This window comes from Streptomyces callyspongiae, from assembly GCF_047200695.1.
Classification (GTDB): Bacteria; Actinomycetota; Actinomycetes; order Streptomycetales; family Streptomycetaceae; genus Streptomyces.
In genome coordinates, this window is the sequence record NZ_JBJZOM010000006.1 from 1 (window position 1) to 21,519 (window position 21,519).

Genomic DNA, 21,519 nt, shown 5'->3' on the forward strand with positions numbered 1-21,519 from the left:
GGAGCTCAACCCCACCCGCGCGCCGGGCCGCAATCCGCTGTTCCAGGTCATGCTGGTCCTCAAGTCGGGTGCCGGGGAGGGCAGTTCCGACCTCGCGCCGGGGCTGCGCTCGGAGCCGGCGCCGCTCGGCACCGGCACGGCGAAGTTCGACCTGACGTTCGGGGTCGAGGAGTTGCGCGGCGCGGACGGTTCCCCCGCCGGACTGGAGTGGGCGGTCGGCTACGCCACCGACCTGTACGACGCCGCGACGGTCGCCGGCCTCGCAGACCGGCTGGGCCTGCTGCTGGAGGGTGTGGCGGCCGAGCCCGACAGGCGCCTGGAGGACGTGGAGCTGACGACGGCGCGGGAGTCGGCCGCGCTGGCGGAGTGGAGCGGCACGGACGTTCCCGCCACCGCCTCCGCGACGGTGACGGAGCGGTTCGCCGAACAGGTGGCGCGCACCCCGGGGGCCGTGGCGCTGGTCGACGGCGGACGGACGCTGCGGTTCGCGGAACTGAGCGACGAGGCGCACCGCTTCGCGCATCGGCTGCGGAAGTGCGGTGTGGGGCACGGCGACATCGTGGCCCTGCACCTGGAGCGCTCGGCGGACCTGGTGAGCTGCCTGCTCGGGACGCTGGCCTGCGGTGCCGCCTACACCCTGCTCGACCCCGACTTCCCGGACGGGCGGCTGTCCGCGGTGGTCGCGGCGACCCGGCCCGCGCTGGTCGTGACGGCGGACGCCGCTCCGGGGTGGCTGTCCGGTACGGGGGCGTCCGCGCTGTGCCTGGCGGAGGAGCGGTCCGCGCTCGCCGCGTGCCCGGTGACCCCGCCCGCGGTCGTCGTGGCGCCCGACGCAGCGGCCTGCGTGATGTTCACCTCGGGTTCCACGGGCGCTCCGAAGGGGGTCGTGGCACCGCACCGCGCGTTGACCGGCACCCTGTGCGGCCAGGACTACGCGCCGTTCGGCCCGGGCGAGGTGTGGCTGCAGTGCGCCCCGCTGTCCTGGGACGCGTTCGCGACGGAGCTTCTCGGCCCGCTCATGGGCGGCGCCACCTGTGTCCTGCAGCCGGGGCAGCGTCCGGACCCGCTGCTGATCGCGCGGCTCGCCGAGGAGCACGGGGTGACGGTGCTCAAGGCGTCCGCGGGCCTCTTCAACCATCTGGTGGACGAGCACCCGGAGATGCTGCCGCGACTCACCGCCGCGTTCACCGGTGGTGAGGCGGCCTCGGTGACGCACGTGGCGCGGGTGCTCCGCGCGTTCGGGCACGTCCGGGTCGGCAACGGCTACGGTCCCGCCGAGAGCATGGGCTTCTCCACCGTCCACGCCGTGTCCGAGGCGGACGTCGCGCGCGGCAGCATCCCCGTCGGCCGGCCCGTGGCGGGCAAGCGGGCACAGGTGCTGGACGCGTCGCTCCGCCGGGTGCCGCCCGGTGTTCCCGGCGAGCTCCACCTGTCGGGGACCGGGCTCGCGCTCGGCTATCTGAACCGACCCGCCGCGACCGCGGAGCGGTTCGTCGCCGATCCGTACGGCCCTCCCGGGAGCCGCATGTACCGCACCGGCGATCTGGTGCGCTGGCGTGCGGACGGTGTGCTCGAGTACCTCGGGCGGGCCGACGAGCAGGTGAAGATCCGCGGCTTCCGCGTCGAGCCGGCCGAGGTGCAGGCGGTGCTCACGGGGCATCCCGGGGTGCGGCAAGCCGCCGTGCGCGTCCGGGAGGACCGGCCCGGGGACCCGCGTCTCGTCGCGTACGTGGTGCCGCACGGCGAGGGTCTCCCCTCCGGGCTCGCCGCACGTGCCGCGGAGCTGCTGCCGCAGCACCTGGTCCCGGCCGCGTTCGTGGCGCTGGACGAACTGCCCCTCACCGCCAACGGGAAGCTGGACCACCGTGCGCTGCCCGCTCCGGATTACGCTGCGGCCGGCACGGAGCGCGCCGCCCGTACGCCCCGCGAGGAGATCGTGTGCGGGCTGTTCGCGGAAGTTCTGGGCCGGGGTGCGGTCGGGGCGGAGGACGACTTCTTCGCGCTGGGCGGGCACTCACTGCTCGCGATGCGGCTGCTGAGCCGCGTCAGGTCCGCTCTGGACGTGGAGCTGACGGTCGGCGACCTGTTCCGGCTGCGCACCCCCGCGGCGCTCGCCGCGGCCGCGGACACCGCGGTCCGGGCCCGGCCGGCGCTGCGCCGCGCCGAACGCGTCGGCCCGCTCCCGCTCTCGTACGCCCAGCAGCGGTTGTGGTTCCTCACCGACTCGGCCGACGGAGCGACGACGTACAACTCCCCGTACGCGCTCCGGCTGCGGGGCGTCCTGGACCGGGAGTGCCTGGCGGCGGCGCTGGGGGATCTGATCGCCCGGCACGAGGTCCTCCGCACCGTCTTCCCGCAGTCCGGCGGCACACCGCGGCAGGAGGTGTCGGCTCCACCCACGGGGCCGTACCCGCTCGCCGTGGAGGAGTGCGCCGCGGAGCGCCTGTCGGACCGGCTGCGGGAGGCTGCCCGGCACGTGTTCGACCTGGCGGTCGAGCCGCCGTTCACCGCCCGGCTCCTGCGATGCGCCCCGGACGAGCACGTGCTGGTGCTCGTGCTGCACCACATCGCCAGCGACGGCTGGTCGCGCGAGGTGCTGCTCCGCGACCTGGACACCGCCTACACCGCACGGCTGGCCGGAGCCGCGCCCGGCTGGCAGCCGCTGCCCGTCCAGTACGCCGACTACACCCTCTGGCAGCAGGACATGCTCGGCGACGCCGACGACCCCGGCAGCGTGCTCGCCACCCAGCTCGACCACTGGCGCACCGCCCTCGCCGGCCTGCCCGAGGAACTCGCCCTCCCCGTCACGGGCCGGCGTTCCGACGACGCCGACCGCCTCGGTGCCGTGGTCGGCGCGCAGTTGCCCGCGGACGTCCACCAGCAGGTGGTGGCGTTGGCGCGGGAGACCGGCACCACCGTCTTCATGGTCCTGCACGCCGCCCTCGCCGCACTCCTCACCCGACTCGGCGCCGGCACCGACATCCCCCTCGGCACCCCCGTCGCAGGACGCACCGACCAAGCCCTCGACGACCTCGTCGGCTTCTTCGTCAACACCCTCGTCCTGCGCACCGACACCTCCGGCAACCCCACCTTCCGCGAACTCCTCCACCGCGTACGCGACACCGACCTCACCGCCTACACCCACCAGGACATCCCCTTCGACCGCCTCGTCGAAGAACTCAACCCGCAGCGCACACCGGGCCGCAATCCGCTGTTCCAGACCATGCTCGTGCTCCAGGACGGGCAGGTCGACGGCATCGAAGGGAGCGGCCCGGGGGACCTGGCGGGCTCCTGGGAACCGGTGGGTACGGGCACGGTGAAGTTCGACCTCACCTTCGCCTTCACGGACCGCCGCGGCGAGGACGGGTCCCCCGCCGGGATCGACTGCGGTCTGGAGTACGACACGGGCCTGTTCGACCAGCGCGACGCCGACGGCCTGGCACGTCGGGTGACGGCTCTGCTGACGGCGGCCGCGGCGGACCCGGACCGGCCGCTGGGGCAGCTGGAGATACTGAGCGGAGAGGAACTCCGCCGGGCGCTCGACGGCTGGAACGCGACCGGCGCGCCGCGCGAGGAGGGCCGCACCGTCCCGCAACTGATCGCGGAACGCGCTGCGCTCACGCCCGGTGCGGTGGCCCTGGTCGACGCCTCCGGAACCGTCGGCTACGCGGAACTCGACGACCGGGCCAACCGGTTGGCGCACCACCTGCTCGCTCTGGGCGTCGGCCGGGGCGGTGTCGTCGGCATCTGCCTGGAGCGCTCCGCCGACCTCGTCGTCGCCATGCTGGCCACGCTCCGGACCGGAGCGGCCTACGTCCCGCTGGACCCGCGGCATCCGGCGGAGCGTTCCGCGTTCGTGCTGGCGGACACCGCGGCCGGCGTGGTGGTGTCCCGGCGCTCCCTCGCCGCGGCCATCGGGGCGGCGGACGCCTCGGCACCGTCCGCGGGGCCCCGCTTCGTGTTCCTCGAGGAGGAAGGGCTGTTGGCCGCGCAGCCCGGCACCGCGGTGGCCACCGCTCCCTCCGGGAGGGACGCGGCCTACGTGATCTACACCTCCGGATCGACCGGCCGCCCGAAGGGGGTGGTCGTCGAACACCGGGCGCTGTACGACCTCGTGCGGTGGCACAACGACAGCTATGCCGTCACATCCGACGACAGGGCGGGGCAGACCGCCGCCCTGGGGTTCGACGCGGCCGTCTGGGAGGTGTGGCCGTACCTGTGCGCGGGTGCCTCGGTGCACCTGCCGTCCCAGGACACCCTGGACGATCCGGACGCCCTGGCGGCCTGGACCGCCGACGCCGGTCTGACGCTGTGCTTCCTCCCGACGCCCCGTCTGGAGACCGTGCTGGACCATCCGTCGCTGGCGCAAGGCAGCCTGCGGGCCGTGCTCACGGGGGGCGACGCGCTGCGGCGCCGGCCCTCGGCCGACCTGCCGTTCCGTGTGGTGAACCACTACGGTCCGACGGAGTTCACCGTGGTCGCCACTGCGGGCGACGTGGCGGCCCGGAGCACGGGCGGCGACTCCTCCCCGGCGATCGGACGTCCGGTGGACAACACGCGGGCCTACGTCCTCGACGAGCATCTGGGCGCCGTCCCACCGGGCATCACGGGTGAGCTGTACCTGGCCGGGACGGGTCTGGCACGCGGCTACCTGGGGCGCCCGGGGCTCACCGCCCAGCGCTTCTCCGCCTGCCCGTTCGGCGCGCCCGGCGAGCGCATGTACCGCACGGGCGACCTGGTCCGCCGGGGCCACGACGGGACGCTGCACTTCGTCGGCCGTACCGACCACCAGGTCAAGATTCGCGGCTACCGCATCGAACCGGGCGAGATCGAGGCCGTACTGGCCGCCCATCCCAGGGTCGCGCAGGCCGTGGTCGTGGTCCGCGAGGACCGTCCGGGCGACCGGCGGCTGGCCGGCTACGTCGTCGCTCCCCGGGCCACGTCGGAGGAGCTGCGGGAGCACCTGCTGAAGAGCCTTCCCGCCTACATGGTGCCCGCCGACCTGGTGGCGCTCGACACTCTCCCGCTGACACCCAACGGCAAGCTGGACCGGGCGGCTCTGCCGCGTCCCCGCCGGGAGTCCGCCGGCCGCGCTCCGCGGACCGGGCAGGAGGAGATCCTGTGCGAGCTGTTCGCCGAAGTACTCGATGTGCCCGGCGGTGTGGGCGTGGACGACGACTTCTTCGCCCTCGGCGGCCATTCGCTGCTCGCCACCCGCCTGACGGCGCGGATCGGTGCCGCGCTGGGCGCCGACCTCGCGGTGCGCGACCTGTTCCGGGCGCCGACGCCGGCCGGACTGGCGGGCAGGCTCGCGCAGGCCGACCCCGCGCGCCCCGCGCTGCGGCCCACGGACCGCCCCGCACGTCTGCCGCTGTCGCCGGCGCAGCGGCGCCTGTGGTTCGTCAACCGGCTGGAGGGCGACACGGCCACCTACACGGTGCCCGCGGTGTTCCGGCTGGGTGGCGCCCTGGACCGGCCGGCGCTCGACGCGGCGCTGGGTGATGTCGTGTCCCGTCACGAGGCGCTGCGCACGGTCTTCCCGGAGGACGCCGGCGAGCCCCACCAGGTCGTGGTGCCCGCGGCCGAGGCCGGTCCGGGCCTGGAAGTGCTCGAGGTCGACGCCGCCGGGAGCGACGCGGTGGTCGTCGACCTGGTGTCCCGCCCGTTCGACGTCACCCGCGACCTGCCCTTCCGGGCCTCGCTGCTGCGGCGGGGCGCCGAGGACCACCTGCTCGTCCTGGTGATGCACCACATCGTCAGCGACGGCTGGTCCCTCGGGCCGCTGACCCGGGATCTGGCAGCCGCGTACGCGGCACGTCGCGCGGGCGGGGAGCCGGAGTGGACGCCGCTGCCGGTGCAGTACGCGGACTACACCCTGTGGCAGCGCGAACTGCTCGGGGACCCGGACGACCCGGGCAGTGCCGGAGGGAGGCAGCTCGCGCACTGGCGTTCCGCCCTGCGGGGCCTGCCCGAGGAACTGGCGCTGCCCACCGACCGGCCGCGCCCGGCGACGGCGGGGCACGGTGCCGGGCTGGTGCCGTTCGAGCTGGACGCGGAGGTGCACCGCGCCCTGGTGGCGGTGGCCCGGGAGCAGGGCGCGACGCTCTTCATGGTCGCCCATGCGGCGCTCGCCGCGCTGCTGACACGGCTCGGTGCGGGAACGGACGTGGCCGTGGGCACTCCGGTGGCCGGGCGTACCGACCCGGCGCTGGACGATCTGGTGGGCTTCTTCGTCAACACCCTCGTCCTGCGCACCGACACCGCGGGCGACCCGTCGTTCGGTGAGCTGCTGGAACGCGTGCGAGAGGCGGACCTGGCGGCGTTCAGCAACCAGGACGTGCCGTTCGAGCAGCTGGTCGAGGAACTCAACCCCTCCCGTTCCCTGGCCCGGCATCCGCTGGTGCAGGTGCTGCTGGTGCTGCAGAACGCGGGGTCGGCCCGTCTCGGCCTGCCGGGACTCCGTGTCGACGCCGTCCCGTCCTCGGGCGGCACCACCGCGTTCGACCTCACCGTCGGCCTGCGGGAGCGCCGCAGCGCCGACGGCCTGCCGGACGGCATCGAGGCCGGCATCGGCTACCGGACGGACCTCTTCGACCGGGCGACCGTCGAGGCGCTCGGCGGGCGGCTCCGGCGGCTGCTCGCCGCCGTCGCCGCCGACCCTGGACTGCGGCTGCACGAGGCGGAGCTGCTGGACGAGGACGAACGCCGGGTGCTGCGCGAGGGCAACGACACCGGGGTCCCCGTCCCCGCCGCCACCCTGCCTGCCCTCTTCTCGGCTCAGGTGCGGCGCACTCCGGAGGCCACCGCGGTGGTCTTCGAGGAGGAGACGCTGACGTACCGGGAGCTCGACGAGCGCGCGGAGCGCCTCGCCCGCCGGCTGCACCGCCGCGGGGCCCGGCCGGAACGCATCGTCGCCGTGGCGCTGCCGCGGTCGCTGGATCTGGTCGTCGCGCTGTACGCGGTGCACAAGTGCGGTGCCGCGTATCTGCCGGTCGACCCCGACTACCCGCGTGAGCGGGTGGCGGCGATGCTGGCGGACGCGGAGCCGGTGGTGCACCTGACCGCCGAGTCGCTCGCGGAGCTGCGGCTCGAACCGCCGTCGGCGGCGGCGCTGCCCGAAGCGGAGCCCCGCCACCCGGCGTACGTCCTCTACACCTCGGGGTCGACCGGGCGGCCGAAGGGCGTCACCGTTCCGCACGACGCGATCGTCAACCGCCTGTGCTGGATGCAGGACGCCTACGGTCTCGCCTCGGGCGAGGCGGTGCTCCAGAAGACGCCGTCCAGCTTCGACGTGTCGGTGTGGGAGTTCTTCTGGCCGCTCGCTTTCGGCGCGACGCTGGTGGTGGCACGCCCGGGCGGGCACCGGGATCCGGAGTACCTGGCCGGACTGGTGCGCCGACGGCACGTCACCACCGTGCACTTCGTGCCCTCCATGCTGGAGGCGTTCCTGGCGGAGCCGGGGGCGGCACGCTGTTCCTCGCTGCGGCGGGTGATCTGCAGCGGGGAGGCGCTGCCCGGTGCACTGGCGGAACGCGCCGTGCGGGTACTGGGCCCGGCGGCGGCCCTCCACAACCTGTACGGACCGACCGAGGCGGCGGTGGACGTGACCGCCCACCCGTACACCGCCGAGGACGGAGCGCGGGGGACATCCACCGTCCCGATCGGCACGCCCGTCTGGAACACCCGGGTGCATGTGCTGGACCGCATGCTGCGCCCGGTGCCTCCGGGAGTGCCCGGTGAACTCTATTTGGCCGGTGTCCAGTTGGCACGCGGCTACCTGGGGAGGCCGGCGCTTACCGCCGAGCGGTTCGTCGCCGACCCCCACGGCGGCGGCGACCGGATGTACCGCACGGGCGACCTGGTGCGCCGGCACCGCGACGGCGTGCTGGAGTTCCTCGGCCGCACCGACGACCAGGTGAAGCTGCGCGGCTTCCGCATCGAACCCGGTGAGGTGGCGCAGGTCCTGGCCGGGCACCCCGACGTGCGGCAGGCCGCGGCGACGGTGCGGGAGGACCGGCCCGGCGACCCGAGGCTGGTGGCCTACGTGTGCGGGACCGCGGACCCCGAGGAGGTGCGGCGGTACGCCGCCGACGCACTGCCCGCGCACATGGTGCCCGCCGCGGTGGTGCCGCTGGCGGAGATTCCGCTCTCCCCGAGCGGCAAACTGGACCGCTCCGCACTGCCCGCTCCCCGGTGGGGCGGCGGCACGGGCGGGCGGCCGCCCGGGGACGCGACCGAACGGCGGCTGTGCGCCCTGTACTCCGAGCTGCTGGGCACCGCGGTGGATGGCGTGGACAGCGACTTCTTCGACCTCGGCGGCCACTCCCTGCTCGCCACCCGGCTGATGCACACGGTGCGGGAGGCCTTCGGCGTCGAACTGGGCCTGAGAACACTGTTCGAGGCTCCGACCGTCGCCGAACTCGCGGCCCGCGTGGCCGGTGCCCGGCGCAGTGGCGGTACCGCTCCGGACACCACCGCCTCCGGCCCGCTGGACGTGGTCCTCCCGTTGCGCCGCGGCACGGCCGACGGCCCGCCCCCGCTGTTCTGCGTGCACCCCGCCGCCGGTATCGGCTGGGTGTACTCGGGACTGCTGCGCCACGTCCCGGACGGTCGCCCGGTGTACGCCCTGCAGGCGCGTGGCCTCACGGGGACCGACGCTCCGGCCACGAGCCTCGCCGCGCTGGTCGACGACTACGCGGCGCAGCTCCGCCGCGTGCAGCCGCAGGGCCCGTACCACCTGCTCGGCTGGTCCTTCGGGGGTCTGGTGGCGCACGCGCTCGCCACACGCCTCCGCGAGGAGGGGGAACCGGTCGCGCTGCTGGCGGTGCTGGACGGCTATCCGCCGGGCGCGGGAGTGCCGTCCGGGCCGGCACCGGCCGCGGATTCGCCGGAGTCCCTGAACGCACTTCTCACCTCGCTGGGGCACCGGCCCCCTGCCGACGGCCGGACCACGCTCGCCCGGGTGACGGAGGCGCTGTCGGGGGACGGTCCGCTGGCGGACCACGGCACCCGCGGGGTGGAGCGGCTGAGCACGGTGTTCGCCAACAACCGGCGACTCCAGCAGGAGTTCTCCCCGCGACCGTTCGACGGCGACATGGAGCTGTTCGTCGCCACGGCCGACAAGACCGCCGCCTCGCCCCGACCGGGGTTGTGGCGCCCGCACATCGGCGGGCGGCTCGGCGTGCACCCCGTGGGCTGCCGTCACGGGGAGATGGCACGCCCCGGCCCGGTGGACCGGGTCGGCGAGGTCCTCGCCGACCTGCTCGCCGCACGCGCCAGGACACCGGCAGCCGTGGGCGGCTGACCCCCGGCGTCCCCGGACCGGCGCCTCCCCGACCAACGACCTTCCGACCGCACCACCGTTCCGACGGACCGGCACCACACGTTCCACGTCCAGGCAAAGGAGCCCGACATGACCGTCGAATCACCCGCCCCGTCCACTGCCGTCGACACCGCCGAGGGCACCGTCCGGCACTACTACGAGCTGGTCGACAGCGGCGACGTCACCGGCCTCGTCTCGCTGTTCACCCCGGATGCCACCTACCACCGGCCCGGCTACCCGCCGATGGTGGGGCACGAGGCGATGACCAGCTTCTACTCCGGCGAACGTGTCATCAAGGAAGGCCGGCACACGCTCGACACGGTCGTCGACCACGGCTCCCGAATCGCGGTGCACGGCGAGTTCAACGGTGTCCTCAGGGACGAGAGCACGGTGAGCCTGCGGTTCGCCGACTTCTTCCAGCTCGCCGACGACGGCCGCTTCAGCCGGCGGGACACCTTCTTCTTCGCACCGCTCGTCTGAGGGCCCGCGCCCCCGCTCCCCTTTCCACCCCGAGAACCTCACGACCGAGAGGACATCCCATGACTCTGACAGCCCCCGAGGAGCAGGTCCCTTCCGCCGCCCCGCAGGTGGTCACCCACCCCGGCCACGGAGACGCGTTCACCGCCCACATGGTGGCGATGGACTGGAACAGGTCCCGCGGCTGGAGCGATTCCGTTCTGCGCCCGCTGGACAATCTCAGCCTGCACCCCGGCACCCTCGGCCTGCACTACGCGCAGGTGGTCTTCGAGGGCCTCAAGGCCCACCGCCGCGTCGACGGCGGGGTGTCCGTCTTCCGGCCGTGGGACCACGCACGGCGCTTCCGGCGGTCGGCACGGCGGCTGGCGATGCCCGAACTGCCGGAGGCGGCGTTCGTGTCGTCGATCGAGGACCTCCTCACCGCGGACCAGGGGATGCTCTCGGACGACCCGGCGCACAGCATCTACCTGCGGCCGTTCATGTTCGGCACCGACGCCAACCTGATGCTGCGGCCCTCGGAGGAGTACCAGTACCTGCTGATGGCGTTCGTCGCCGGCGGCTTCTTCGGAACGAACATCGAGAGCGTGTCGGTCTGGGTGAGCCACGAGCACAGCCGTGCCATCCCCGGCGGCACGGGGAACGTCAAGTGCGCGGGGAACTACGCCGGATCGTTCGTGGCGCAGCGGGCCGCCCAGGACGCGGGCTGCCAGCAGGTGGTGTGGCTCGACCCGGTGGAGCGGCGCTGGGTGGAGGAGATGGGCGGAATGAACATGTTCTTCGTCCGGGGCAGCGGCCCGGGAGCGGAGGTCGTCACTCCCGAGCTGAGCGGTTCGCTGCTTCCGGGGGTCACCCGCGACACGCTGCTGAAGCTCGCGGAGCGCGCGGGCTACACCGCCAAGCAGGAGCGGATCAGTCTCGACCAGTGGCGGGACGAGTGCCGGCGGGGCGTCATCACGGAGGTGTTCGCCTCGGGGACGGCCGCCGTGGTGACTCCGGTCGGGGAGGTGCACGACGAGGGCGGCGACTGGCGCATCGGTGACGGCACGCCGGGCCCGATCACGCTGGAGATGCGGCAGAAGCTGGTGGATCTGCACCACGGTGTGCTGCCCGACCCCGACGGCTGGCTGCACCGCATCTCCTGACGCGGTATCGCCGGCGGCGGCCGGTGCGGGGAGGACGGAACCGCCGAACGGTCCGTCCTCCCCGCCCACGGGGCGTCGTGTCAGCAGCCGTTGAGGATGCTGCTCAGGGCGCTCTTCTCGGCGCTGTCGACCGTGAGGTTCCAGTCGTACTTCACCCAGACCCACATGCGGGCGTACATGCAGTGGTAGCTGCTGCGCGGCGGGAGCCACTCGGCGGGGTCGCGGTCGCTCTTGGACTGGTTGGAGTTGTCGGTGACCGCGATCAGCTGGCTGATGGAGAGGTCGTTGGCGAAGGACTCGCGGGTGGAGTCGCTCCAGCCGGAGGCGCCGGAGCGCCATGCCTCGGCGAGCGGCACGACGTGGTCGATGTCGATGTCGCTGGGCGCGTACGACCAGACGCCGTCGTAGACCGAGTACCAGCTGCCGCTGGTGGGGTAGCAGTCGCCGCCGGTCACCACGTCGGACCCGTCACGCTCCAGCACGACTTCGCGGGTGTTGCAGTTGTTGCCCTGGCTGGACCAGTGCGGGAAACGGTCGCGGTCGTAGCCGCTCATCGAACCCTCGGAGCTCACGGTGAGCGCCGACAGGTAGGAGCGGGCCGTGGAGGCGCTCGGCGGGTCCGGCGGGTAGGCGTGGGCGGGCGGACCCGCGAGGAGGTTGGCGAACGTCAGTAGGCCGACGAGTACTGCGATCACGGCGACGTGTCGACGCGCGTTGAACGCAGCGGGCGCAAAGGGTATGCGCGTGCTGGACATGGCACTCCCGGTTGGCGAGTTGGGGGGAAACGGCGGAGCGCGGGGGTGCCCCGCTCCGCCGTCCCGGCGGCGTGTCTCGCGCAACAGCGTGACGCCATGGGCATGCCATGACAAGGGTCGTCGCGTGAACGTGCGGTGTACAGCGGCGTGGAACGGCCTCAGTCGATGGCGATGCGGGGGTGGTTGCCCGGTTCGATCCACGCCATGATCCGGTCCATCGTCGCCCGCGGCACGGAGACGCAGCCGGCCGTGGCGCCGCTGCCGTTGATGTGGAGGAAGATCCCGGCGCCGCGGCCCCGGACGGCGGGCCGGCGGTTGAAGTCGACGACCAGCGCGTTGGCGTACCGGTCCGGATAGTTGACCAGATGTTCGCTGCCGCGCTCACCGGACTCCTGGAGCGGGAAGTCCGCGCCCTCCGCGGTGTGCATCTGGTTGTAGAACTTCGACTCGGGGTCCTGCACCCACCAGTGGCGGTCGTCGACGACGGTGTACGGCATGGACGTACTACTCGCCTCCACCCCGAACCCCTCGGTGAGGGTGTAGGTGCCGCCGGGCGTGGTCCAGGTCCCCTGCTGCCGCGAGGAGCCGGGGACGACACCGTTCGAACCCACCCGGCCCTGCGAGGTGCTGAAGGCCGACTTCCACCCCGAGGCCCCCTTGGCCCACGCGGTGACGGTGGCGTACGAGCCGTTGGAGTCCACGGTGATGAGCTGCGTGGCATCACCCACCGTGACGGGCACCGGGAAGTCGGGGCCCGCGGAGGTGCCGGCAGCGGCGGAGGTGCCGCCGGAGCCGCCGCCGGAGGAGTCGCTGCCGGAGTGGTCGCCGCTCGCGGTGCGGGAGGGGGTGGCGGACGCGGTGGAGCCTCCCGAGGGCGAGGGCGAGGCGGACGTGCTCGCGGACGCCGAGGCGCGGGGAGAGGCGGAGTCCGAGGTACTGGGCGAGGCCTCGGCCGACTGCTCGGCGGACTTCGTCACCCCCGAGGCCGACGCCACCTCCTCGACGTCCTCACCACCGCAGGCGGAGGTCGCCGCAAGGGCTCCCACCGCAACCGTGGCCGCGAGTACCTGCCGGAACGACACCTGCACGCTGCACTCCTCCGAGAGACAGGGAAGTAGAGGGGACCGCACGAATGCGACCGTCGGGCAGGGCGGCTTCGGCACGCACCCCGCGGCAACGGCGTGCAGGTTTCTAGCCATGTCCGTGCGGCGAAGTCAATCGGGGCGATATTCCTCGCCAATCGGAAGAAATGTTCCTCGTACCGGCCGTCGCATGCTCCCGGGGAACCGGGGCACGTAGACTCCGACAACCGCTGGCCCGGGTTCCGGGGCAGCGACCGGATCTCCCGACCTGAAGGAACGCCGCAACGATGACCACCGCCGAACGCGCGGACGCGCCGATCTACGCAGACCTCGTTCAGGAGCAGGGCGACGTGATCGAGGAAGCTCGCCGGGTGGCCGAACAGGCCGAACGCGACGTGTCCGAGGTGATGGACTTCAGCCGGACGCACTCGCTCTCCGGCGGCGCCGCGATGCGCTGATCCCGCACCCGCCCCTCGCGGACGCCGCGGCCGAGCCCAGGGGTCTGCACCCCCGTGTCAGACCCCTGGACCTGCTTTTCCGAGTAAACAGTGACGCTGCGTGTATCCGCAAGGCACGGTTCGACGTCGGGCCGCAGCCGAGCGGAGCACTGCGCCCTCGCCCCCCGCGTGCCGGTGGCGGCGTCGCGAGGCGGGCGGACGGCCCGTGATTTCCGCCCTGGTACAGACCAGTTCCGGCCACCCCCTGGCGTTCGCGGACGCGATAGGGCAAGATCGGTTGCACGGCCCGCCCGGTGTGCATCCCCCGTCGCACCGGGCGGGTCTCTTCGTGCGTGCCCGATGCGCCCGTGCGAACCCCTCAGTCGTGCGGTACCACGGCGACCGGGCAGGCCGCATGGTGGACGGCGGCGTGCGCGACGGGCCCGATCCGGGGCCCCAGCGGCGCGCGGTGCTTGCGGCACCGGCCGACCACCAGAAGGTCCGAACCCTCCGCCTCGTGCACCACCGCCTGCACGGTGCCCTCCAGGCGCAGCGCCGCATGCAGTTCCACGTCCGGGTAGCGCTCGGCCCAGGGCTGCACGAGGGCGCGGACCTCCTTCTCGACCTCCCTGCGGTGCTCCACCGCCATGTGCGGCACCACCGGCCCGCCGGGGACGTACACGTGGGACGGCAGCCGGATCGCGTGGACGACGTGCAACGGAAGTCCGGTGGCACGGGCACTCTCGAAGGCGAACCGCAGCAGATTCTCGTAGGTGTGCCCCAGGCCCACGGCGACGACCACCCGCGGTCCGTGCGGATGGACCTCGTACTCCTCGTGTTCCGCGTGCCCGCGGCGTCGGCCTGCCGCGGTCGGAGGCTGCGGACCGCCGGCGGCGGTGTGGCCCTCCGCGCTCCCGTCGGGATCCTCGTCGACGCGCACCAGCACCACCGGGCGATCGGCGCGGGCGACGGCGGCGAGGCTGGTGCTGCCGAGGAAGAAGCTCGGGAGCCGGCGCATGCCGTAGGAACCGAGCACCAGCATCTGCGAAGCGTCCGCCACCCGGAGCAGGGCAACCTCGGGATCCTCCGCGACCACCTCGCTCGTCACCCGGAGGCCGGGGTGCCGGTCCAGCACGTCCTCGCGCATCCGCTCCACGAGCTCCTGGGCGGCCCGCACCTGACGCTCCTCCACACCCTCCCGGGCGAAGTCGGGGGTGGGCATCGGTTCCCTGGCATGCACCAGGCGCAGCGGCACGTGACGGCGCTCGGCCTCCGCCGCGGCCCAGTGCGCGGCGGCGACGCTCGCGGGGGAGCCGTCCAGTCCCACGGAAACGACAGTCTGCTCCTGTTCCTGTTCCTGCTCCTGCTCCTGCTCGGCCACGTTGCTGCGCCTCCTTCGCTGCCGGAGCAGTTCCGGCGCCGGGCCCGGGTACCCGCGGGCACGGGCTTTGCACGGACAGGTCCGCCGTCACCCGAACGGCCGTACCGATCTGTGCGCGGCGGCAGGAAGAACCGCAACCTGGCCGGTATGGAGCGGCCCGGACTCGCACTCGCCGCACTGCTGCTGCCGGCGGCGGTGCTGCTCAGGTGGGGCGCCCCGCAGGCGGACTCCGTCGTCGAGAAGCCGCCGCAGCGTTCCGCCGAACGGCCGGCGGCACCGCGCCCCGCTGTCGTTCCGCGGGCCGACTGGGGTGCGGACGAGTCGATGGTGCGGGAGAAGCCGGTGCACATGCAGCGGGTGAAGGCGGTCTTCCTGCACCACACCGACCACGACAACGGCTACGACTGCGCCGACGTCCCGAGACTGCTGCGGTTCCTCGAGGCGGACCACATCCGGTACGAGGGGTGGGACGACGTCGGCTACAACTACCTCGTCGACCGCTGCGGCACCGTCTACGAGGGGCGGGCCGGGGGCGGTGAGCACGCGGTGCGGGGCGCGCACACCAAGGGGTTCAACAAGCGGACCGTGGGCATCGCGGCACTGGGCACGTTCGACGCGGGCACCCATGTGCCGCAGCCCATGCTGGACGCGATCGCGGCACTCATCGCGTGGCGCCTTCCGCCGGAGAACGATCCGCACGGCCGGGTGCGGCTCACCTCCACGAACGATGCGAGCCGCTACCCGAAGGGCTCCACCAGGTGGTTCGACGTGATCGCCGGGCACCGGGACGCCTTCGAGACCACCTGCCCCGGGGATGCGCTGGAAGCACAACTCCCCGAACTGCGTGACGAGGTGGCGCGGCTGCGGTGACGGCGGGCGGCACCCGTCGGCACGAGGCCTCCCCGACTCAGCGGGTGAGGTGGTCGACGAACCAGTCGCAGGCGGCAGCCGCGGCCAGGTCCAGGGTGCCCGGCTCCTCGAACAGGTGGGTGGCGCCCGGCACCACCTGGATCGTGTGCGGGCCGGCAAGGGCCTCCCCCGCCTGCCGGTTGAGCCGGAGCACCTGCTGGTCGAGGCCACCCACGACCAGCAGGACCGGTGCGGTCACCCGCTCCAGTGCCTCCCCCGCGAGGTCGGGGCGCCCGCCGCGGGAGACCACGGCCCGCACCGTGCCGGGGCGTGAGGCGGCGGCCACGAGCGCGGCGGCGGCGCCGGTACTGGCGCCGAAGAGGCCGAGCGGAAGGTGGCCGACGTCCTCGTTGCGCGTCAGCCAGTCGACGGCCGCGACCAGTCGACCGGTGAGGAACGGGATGTCGAAGCGCAGTCCGGCGGTGACGGCGTCCTCGCGCTCCTCGTCGGCCGTCAGGAGGTCGAACAGCAGCGTCGCGAGTCCCGAGTCCTGCAGCACGCCCGCGACGGCACGGTTGCGGGGACTGTGCCGCGAACTGCCGCTGCCGTGGGCGAAGGCGACCACGCCGCGGGCTCCGCCGGGCACGACCAGGTCCCCGGCGAGGTCCGCGTCGCCGGTGTCGATGCCGACCGGGGCTCCGTCATCGCCGGGCGTCACGCCGGGCCCTCCGCCGCGTTCCCGGTCAGCAGGTCCGCCGCACGTTCGGCGACCAGCAGCACAGTGACCATGGGGTTGATCGTCGGCATCGTCGGAAACACGGAGGCGTCCACGACACGCAGCCCGTCCACCCCGCGCACCCGCAGGGCCGGATCGAGCACGGCCCAGGCGTCCTCGGCGGCACCCATCCGGCACGTGCCCGCGGGGTGGTAGACGGTGTGGGCGACGCGGCGCCCGTACTCGGACAGGTCGCGGTCGGTCGCCACGTCCGGTCCGGGCGCCACTTCCCGCACCAGCCAGGACTTCAGCGGTTCCGCGGCCGCCACCTGCCGCGCGATCCGCAGGCCGTCGACGATCGTCCGCTCGTCGTAGCCCTCCGGATCGGTGAAGTAGCGGAAGTCCAGGGCGGGCTTGTCGTCGGGGTCCGCGCTGCGCAGCCACATGCGGCCCACCGAGCGGGCGCGCGGGACGTTCGGCGTCATGCAGACGCCGAACTCGGGAACCGGGTAGCCGAGTCGCTCGGTGTTGACGGTGAACGGCACCTGGTAGAAGTGGAACATCAGGTCCGGGCGTTCCGCACCGGCCTCGCGGCGCAGCAGGAGTCCGGCATCGGAGTCCATGGCGGAGTTGGGCGGGAGGGGGCCGCGCGTCTCCCAGACGATCACCGACTCGGGGTGGTCGAGGAGGTTCTCGCCGACGCCGGGGAGGTCGGCGACCACGTCGATGCCGTGCCGCCGCAGTTCCTGTGCGGGCCCCACGCCGGAGAGCATCAGCAGCCGGGGGGTGTCGACCGCGCCGGCGCACAGCAGCATCTCGCGCTCCGCGCGGAGGACCGTCGTGGAGCCATCGGCCCGTCGTACCCGGACCCGTGTCAGCCGGCCGGCCGCGTCGGGCAGCAGCCGGTACGCCCAGGTCTCCAGCATCAGGGTCAGGTTGGGCCGGCCGAGCACCGGGTGGAGGTACGCGACCGAGGCGGAGGAGCGGTGCCCGGATTCGGGGTCGTAGGCCACCGAGAAGAAGCCGGCACCCTCGTGGAACGGCCGGGCGTTGAAGTCCTCGACCACGGGCACGTCCAGTGCCGCCGCCGCGGCGGCGACGAAGTCCTTCGCCGCGGGGTTCCGGTCGGCCTCGGCGACCGGCGCGATGGTGTTGCGGAGCCTGGAGCGGTAGGGCAGCAGGTCGTCCGGCCCCCAGCCGTCGCAGCCCCGCACCACCCAGTCGTCCAGGTCCTGCGGCAGCGGCAGGAAGCTGATCAGGGTGTTGTGGGAGGAGCAGCCACCGAGCACCCGTGCCCGGGAGTGCAGGATGTGCGAGTTGCCGCGCGGCTGTTCCTCGGTGGTGTAACCGTAGTCGAACTCGGAGTCCAGCAGGTTGATCCAGTTGCGCAGGCGCAGGATGCGCTCGTCGCCCACGTCGCTGGGGCCGCCCTCGACGACGCAGACCCGCACGTCCGGGTTCTCGGTCAGCCGGGCCGCCAGCACGGATCCGGCCGTGCCGCCGCCGACGACGACGTAGTCGTACGCCCGCTCCTCGTCCATGCCGTTCACCCCTTGAACCAGCCGGAGGGAGCCGGCGCCAGATTCTGGTAGATGTGCTTGGTCTCCTGGTACTCCCGCAGCCCGGCCGGGCCCAGTTCGCGGCCGATGCCGGACCGGCCGAAGCCGCCCCACTCGGCCTGCGGCACGTACGGGTGGAAGTCGTTGATCCAGACCGTGCCGTGGCGCAGGCGACCCGCCACACGCTGCGCGCGGCTCGCCTCGGACGTCCACAGCCCGCCCGCCAGCCCGTAGCGGGTGTCGTTGGCGAGCTCCACGGCCTCGTCCTCGGTGCGGAAGCGTTCGACGGTGACGACGGGGCCGAAGACTTCCTCCTGCACGATGCGCATGGAACGGTCGCAGTCGGCGAACACGGTTGGCCGGAGGAAGTAGCCGCGACTCAACTCCGGTGCGTCGGGCCGCTTTCCGCCGGTCACGAGGCGGGCTCCCTCCGCCCGGCCGATGGCGAGGTACTCCTCGACCTCGGCGCGGTGCCCGGCGGAGCTGAGAGGACCGCTCTCCGTCTCCGGCAGCAGCCCGTCGCCGAGCCGGATCCGCGCCGCCCGGTCCGCCAGGCTCTCCACGAACCGGTCGTGGATGCCGTCCTGGACGATGAGCCGGGAGCCGGCGGAGCAGACCTGACCGGAGTGGAGGAACGCTCCGTCGAGGGCATAGTCGAGTGCCGCATCGACGTCGCAGTCGTCGAAGACGACGTTGGGGTTCTTCCCGCCGAGTTCGAGGGCCACGGTCCGCACACCTTCGGCGCAGGCCGTCATGATGCGGCGTCCGGTCGCCAGACCGCCCGTGAAGGAGACCAGGTCGACCTCCGGGTGGGAGGTCAGGGCGGCGCCGACCTCGTCCCCCGGGCCGAGCACGAGGTTCGCGACGCCCGGAGGAACCCCGGCCTCCACCAGCAGCCGCACCATCCGCACGGTGCTGAGCGGAGTGGTCTCGCTGGGTTTGAGGACGAAGGTGTTGCCCGCCGCGAGGGCGGGTGCGATCTTCCAGGAGGCCTGCAGCAGCGGGTAGTTCCACGGGGTGATCAGCGCGCACACGCCGACGGGTTCGTGGACGACCCGGCTCAGCACGTCCTTGCCGACGTCGAGGACCCGCCCGCCGTCCTTGTCCGCGATCTCGGCGAAGTACCGGAAGGCGTCGGAGACGTCCGCCACGTCGATACGGGCCTCGGCGAGCGTCTTGCCGGTGTCCAGCGTCTCGGTCCGGGCGATCTCCTCGCGGTCGCGGAGGAGCAGCCGTGCCATGCGGTGCAGCACGTCGGCGCGGGCCCGCGTGGGGGCTCCGGACCACTCGCCGCCGTCGAAGGCGCGGCGCGCGGCACGCACGGCACGGTCGACGTCCGTCTCGTCGGCGTCGTCCACGGTGGCCAGCACGGTGGCGTCGAAGGGGTTGACGACCTCGCGCCGGCCGCCGGCCCGTGCCGGCACCCATTCGCCGTCGATGTAGAGCTCGGGCACGTGGCCGCTCCCTCCGTCCGTACGCTGTCCTCCCCACTGTCGGGCGGGCGCGGAGCCGGGACCACTCGGCAGCGCCGAGTGGGCGACGGTGCGGCCCCGCCGGACACACGCGGCGCCGGCACGAGATCAACGGGCCTGGGCCGGGGTTCTGCCCCATGATGCGGGGAGACGCGCGGAGACGGGGATCACGGGTTTCCCGCCTCGCCCCCGCGTCGGGGCGGCGCCACGAGCAGCCGCCCGCCGCCACGCCCGTTCAGGGGCCCGCCTGCGCAAGGAGCGGAATCATGCTGATGGCACACCCGGCGTTTCTGCGGGAGCTGGTGCAGCGCTACGAGGAACTGCTGGCCGGAACCGGATCGCCCCGGCAACAGCGGCAGCGGGATCTCGAGGACGTCTCGTACACGCTCTGTGTGTCCACCGGCACCCGCTCGGTGGAGCAGGCACTGGCACGGGCCCGGGAACGCATCACCGCTGCGTCCTGATCGGCGCTCCCGGCGGCGCCCCTCGCGACGTGCGGCGGGCGCCGTCGCGCCCCTCGCGGAGGTGCGGGCGGTGCCATCCGAGGCGGGCCCCGGTTCCGAAGAGACGGTGCGGGCGGTGAACCGCGCGGATCACGAGTCGTGAGGAGAGTGGCGGATGCGGGTCGGGCTGTTGCGGACCGTGGGAGCGGCGACGGCAGTGTACGGAGTCGCGGTGGCCGGGTGGCCGGATCTGCTGGCGAAACCGTCGGGCCTGGTGGATGGGCAGGGGCGGTCGGCCCGCGACACCCGGGTGTCGCTGCGGCCGTTGGCCTGGCGGGACGCGGCGAGCGGCGCGGCGCTGATCCTCGCACCGCCGGGGGCGGCGCTGCGGACGGCCGCCCTGGTGCGGATCGCCGCGGACCTGGGTGACGCCGCCCTGCTCGGTGCCACGCTTCCGGATCGCGACAAGCGGCTGAAGGCCGTCGCGGTGTCGGTGGGCTGGGGAGCGCTGTCGGTGGCGGGCCTGCTGGCCGGGAGCGAGGGCCGGGGTGGCCATGACGGTGGATGAGACGGCGGCCCGGCCCGATGCCCTGGTCGTGCAGCGTCCGGCGGCCGCCCCGGCGGCCGCCGTTCTGGTGCTGCACGGCGGCAGGGCCGACGGCCTGGAGGCACCGCCGCCGTGGAACCTTCCCGGAGTCCGGATGCGCCCGTACGTGCGGGCGATCTCCCGCGGCACCGAGGACCACGACGTGGTCGTCGCGACGGTGCGCTACCGCCACCGCGGCTGGAACGGTCACCGCGGGGACGCGGCCCGGGACGCCGAGCGGGCACTGGAGGAGCTGCGGCTGCTGGCGGGGCCGGTGCCCGTGGTGCTGGTGGGCCATTCGATGGGCGGCCGCGCGGCGCTGCGGGCCGCCGGTTGCGACCGGGTGACCTCCGTCGTCGGTCTGGCGCCCTGGTGCCCGCCCGGGGAGCCGGTGGAGCAGTTGCGCGGGCGCCGCGTGGTGCTGCTGCACGGCGACCGGGACCGGATGACGGACCCGTGGGGGTCGTACGAACTCGCGGCGCGCGCCCGCGCGGCGGGGGCCGGCAGCTGCCACCTGACGGTGGCGGGCGGCGATCACGCGATGCTGCGGCGGGCCGGTCTGTGGCACCTGCGCACCACGCAGACCGTGCGGGGCCTGCTGGGCCTGGGCCCGCTGCCGGAGGCGGTCTCCTCGGCGCTCGCCGACGATGCGGTGCGGGCCCCGGGGAACGGCGGGGCGCTGCTCAGGTAGAGGAGGCCACGAGAGTGACCACACCTCCTGTACGGACGGTGATGAGTTGCGCGCACAAAGTAGGACATTTAGCGTCTTTTCTGTGCGGGAGTGAGAGACCACTCACGGTGTGTACTCCTCGCTCCTCTCCGTTCCGCGGTCCCGGGTCCCCGGGCCCCTACCTCCACAGGAGACACAGTGCTTCAGTCCACGTTCAGCAAGGCGGCGATGGCCGTCGCGGGCGGCGCCGTGGCGGCGATGAGCGTCGCCGGCCCCGCGACGGCCGTCGAGACCACCACCCCGGCCGCCCCGGTGAAGACCGGTGTCGAGAGCCCGCTGCCGAAGCTCGGCGGGTACGGCAAGGTCTACTGGGGCAAGGTGATCGCTCGCACGGGCCTGAAGGTCCGCAGCGGCCCCAGCCAGCACCACAAGTGGGTCGGCAGCCTCAAGTACGGCGAGGTCATCAAGATCCGCTGCAAGGTCAACGGCCAGTGGATCGACGGCAACCCGCGCTGGTACAAGCTCTACGACGGCAACTACATGTGGGCCTCGGCGCGCTACATCAAGAACATCGGCGCCGCCCCGCACTACTGCCACCACCGCTGACGGAGCCGGGAGACCTCCCGACC

Annotated in this window: 15 protein-coding genes; 9 read left to right on the forward strand and 6 right to left on the reverse strand. The window is 73.4% G+C overall.

Going from position 1 to position 21,519, the window contains the following annotated elements; all coding sequences use genetic code 11:
* Nucleotides 1-49: 49 nt before the first annotated feature.
* From ACL06G_RS06975 to ACL06G_RS06985, 3 genes are all read left to right on the forward strand, one after another.
* Nucleotides 50-9,304: a non-ribosomal peptide synthetase gene (locus tag ACL06G_RS06975; protein WP_412835584.1), complete on the forward strand. Its 9,255-nt coding sequence runs from the start codon at nucleotides 50-52 to the stop codon at nucleotides 9,302-9,304.
* Between the two features lie 108 nt (nucleotides 9,305-9,412).
* Nucleotides 9,413-9,802 carry a nuclear transport factor 2 family protein gene (locus tag ACL06G_RS06980; RefSeq protein ID WP_412784412.1) on the forward strand — a complete coding sequence of 130 codons (390 nt, stop codon included), beginning with the start codon at nucleotides 9,413-9,415 and terminating at the stop codon, nucleotides 9,800-9,802.
* 59 nt (nucleotides 9,803-9,861) lie between these two features.
* Nucleotides 9,862-10,941 carry a branched-chain amino acid aminotransferase gene (locus ACL06G_RS06985; protein WP_412784413.1) on the forward strand — a complete coding sequence of 360 codons (1,080 nt, stop codon included), beginning with the start codon at nucleotides 9,862-9,864 and terminating at the stop codon, nucleotides 10,939-10,941.
* Nucleotides 10,942-11,021: 80 nt separating this feature from the next.
* Here ACL06G_RS06985 and ACL06G_RS06990 read toward each other — a convergent pair whose 3' ends face one another.
* Nucleotides 11,022-11,696 carry an HNH endonuclease family protein gene (locus ACL06G_RS06990; RefSeq protein WP_412835585.1) on the reverse strand — a complete coding sequence of 225 codons (675 nt, stop codon included), beginning with the start codon at nucleotides 11,694-11,696 and terminating at the stop codon, nucleotides 11,022-11,024.
* A 158-nt stretch (nucleotides 11,697-11,854) separates the two neighbouring features.
* A complete protein-coding gene (locus ACL06G_RS06995; RefSeq protein ID WP_412835586.1) occupies nucleotides 11,855-12,784 on the reverse strand; it encodes a L,D-transpeptidase family protein in 930 nt (309 codons plus the stop codon).
* A 281-nt stretch (nucleotides 12,785-13,065) separates the two neighbouring features.
* Between ACL06G_RS06995 and ACL06G_RS07000 the strand changes: the two genes are divergently transcribed.
* On the forward strand, nucleotides 13,066-13,236 hold the full coding sequence (locus tag ACL06G_RS07000; protein WP_412784416.1) for a hypothetical protein: 171 nt from the start codon (nucleotides 13,066-13,068) through the stop codon (nucleotides 13,234-13,236).
* A 358-nt stretch (nucleotides 13,237-13,594) separates the two neighbouring features.
* Here the strand turns inward: ACL06G_RS07000 and ACL06G_RS07005 are convergent, their stop codons facing one another.
* The gene (locus ACL06G_RS07005; RefSeq protein ID WP_412835587.1) at nucleotides 13,595-14,596 is read right to left on the reverse strand and encodes a universal stress protein; all 1,002 of its coding nucleotides are present in this window, start codon (nucleotides 14,594-14,596) and stop codon (nucleotides 13,595-13,597) included.
* Between the two features lie 147 nt (nucleotides 14,597-14,743).
* Between ACL06G_RS07005 and ACL06G_RS07010 the strand changes: the two genes are divergently transcribed.
* Nucleotides 14,744-15,466 carry a peptidoglycan recognition protein family protein gene (locus ACL06G_RS07010; RefSeq protein WP_412835588.1) on the forward strand — a complete coding sequence of 241 codons (723 nt, stop codon included), beginning with the start codon at nucleotides 14,744-14,746 and terminating at the stop codon, nucleotides 15,464-15,466.
* 37 nt (nucleotides 15,467-15,503) lie between these two features.
* On the opposite strand, the gene ACL06G_RS07015 is transcribed toward ACL06G_RS07010, so the two are convergent.
* From ACL06G_RS07015 to ACL06G_RS07025, 3 genes are read right to left on the reverse strand one after another with little or no spacing between them, the layout of a single operon-like run.
* On the reverse strand, nucleotides 15,504-16,163 hold the full coding sequence (locus tag ACL06G_RS07015; protein WP_412784419.1) for a dienelactone hydrolase family protein: 660 nt from the start codon (nucleotides 16,161-16,163) through the stop codon (nucleotides 15,504-15,506).
* Nucleotides 16,160-17,701, reverse strand: a complete 1,542-nt coding sequence (locus tag ACL06G_RS07020; protein WP_412784420.1) for a GMC family oxidoreductase — start codon at nucleotides 17,699-17,701, stop codon at nucleotides 16,160-16,162. Before ACL06G_RS07020 ends, ACL06G_RS07015 begins: the two co-directional genes overlap by 4 nt.
* A gap of 5 nt (nucleotides 17,702-17,706) precedes the next feature.
* The gene (locus tag ACL06G_RS07025) at nucleotides 17,707-19,173 is read right to left on the reverse strand and encodes an aldehyde dehydrogenase family protein (protein WP_412784421.1); all 1,467 of its coding nucleotides are present in this window, start codon (nucleotides 19,171-19,173) and stop codon (nucleotides 17,707-17,709) included.
* 284 nt (nucleotides 19,174-19,457) lie between these two features.
* Here ACL06G_RS07025 and ACL06G_RS07030 point away from each other — a divergent pair, with 284 nt between their 5' ends.
* From ACL06G_RS07030 to ACL06G_RS07045, 4 genes are all read left to right on the forward strand, one after another.
* Nucleotides 19,458-19,655, forward strand: a complete 198-nt coding sequence (locus ACL06G_RS07030; RefSeq protein WP_412784422.1) for a DUF5133 domain-containing protein — start codon at nucleotides 19,458-19,460, stop codon at nucleotides 19,653-19,655.
* A 154-nt stretch (nucleotides 19,656-19,809) separates the two neighbouring features.
* Nucleotides 19,810-20,202 (forward strand): hypothetical protein, encoded by a 393-nt coding sequence (locus ACL06G_RS07035; protein WP_412784423.1) that lies wholly within the window; start codon nucleotides 19,810-19,812, stop codon nucleotides 20,200-20,202.
* Complete coding sequence (locus ACL06G_RS07040; RefSeq protein ID WP_412784424.1) at nucleotides 20,189-20,911, forward strand: alpha/beta fold hydrolase; 723 nt, start codon at nucleotides 20,189-20,191, stop codon at nucleotides 20,909-20,911. Before ACL06G_RS07035 ends, ACL06G_RS07040 begins: the two co-directional genes overlap by 14 nt.
* 177 nt (nucleotides 20,912-21,088) lie before the next feature.
* Nucleotides 21,089-21,496 carry an SH3 domain-containing protein gene (locus tag ACL06G_RS07045; RefSeq protein WP_412784425.1) on the forward strand — a complete coding sequence of 136 codons (408 nt, stop codon included), beginning with the start codon at nucleotides 21,089-21,091 and terminating at the stop codon, nucleotides 21,494-21,496.
* Nucleotides 21,497-21,519: the final 23 nt, after the last annotated feature.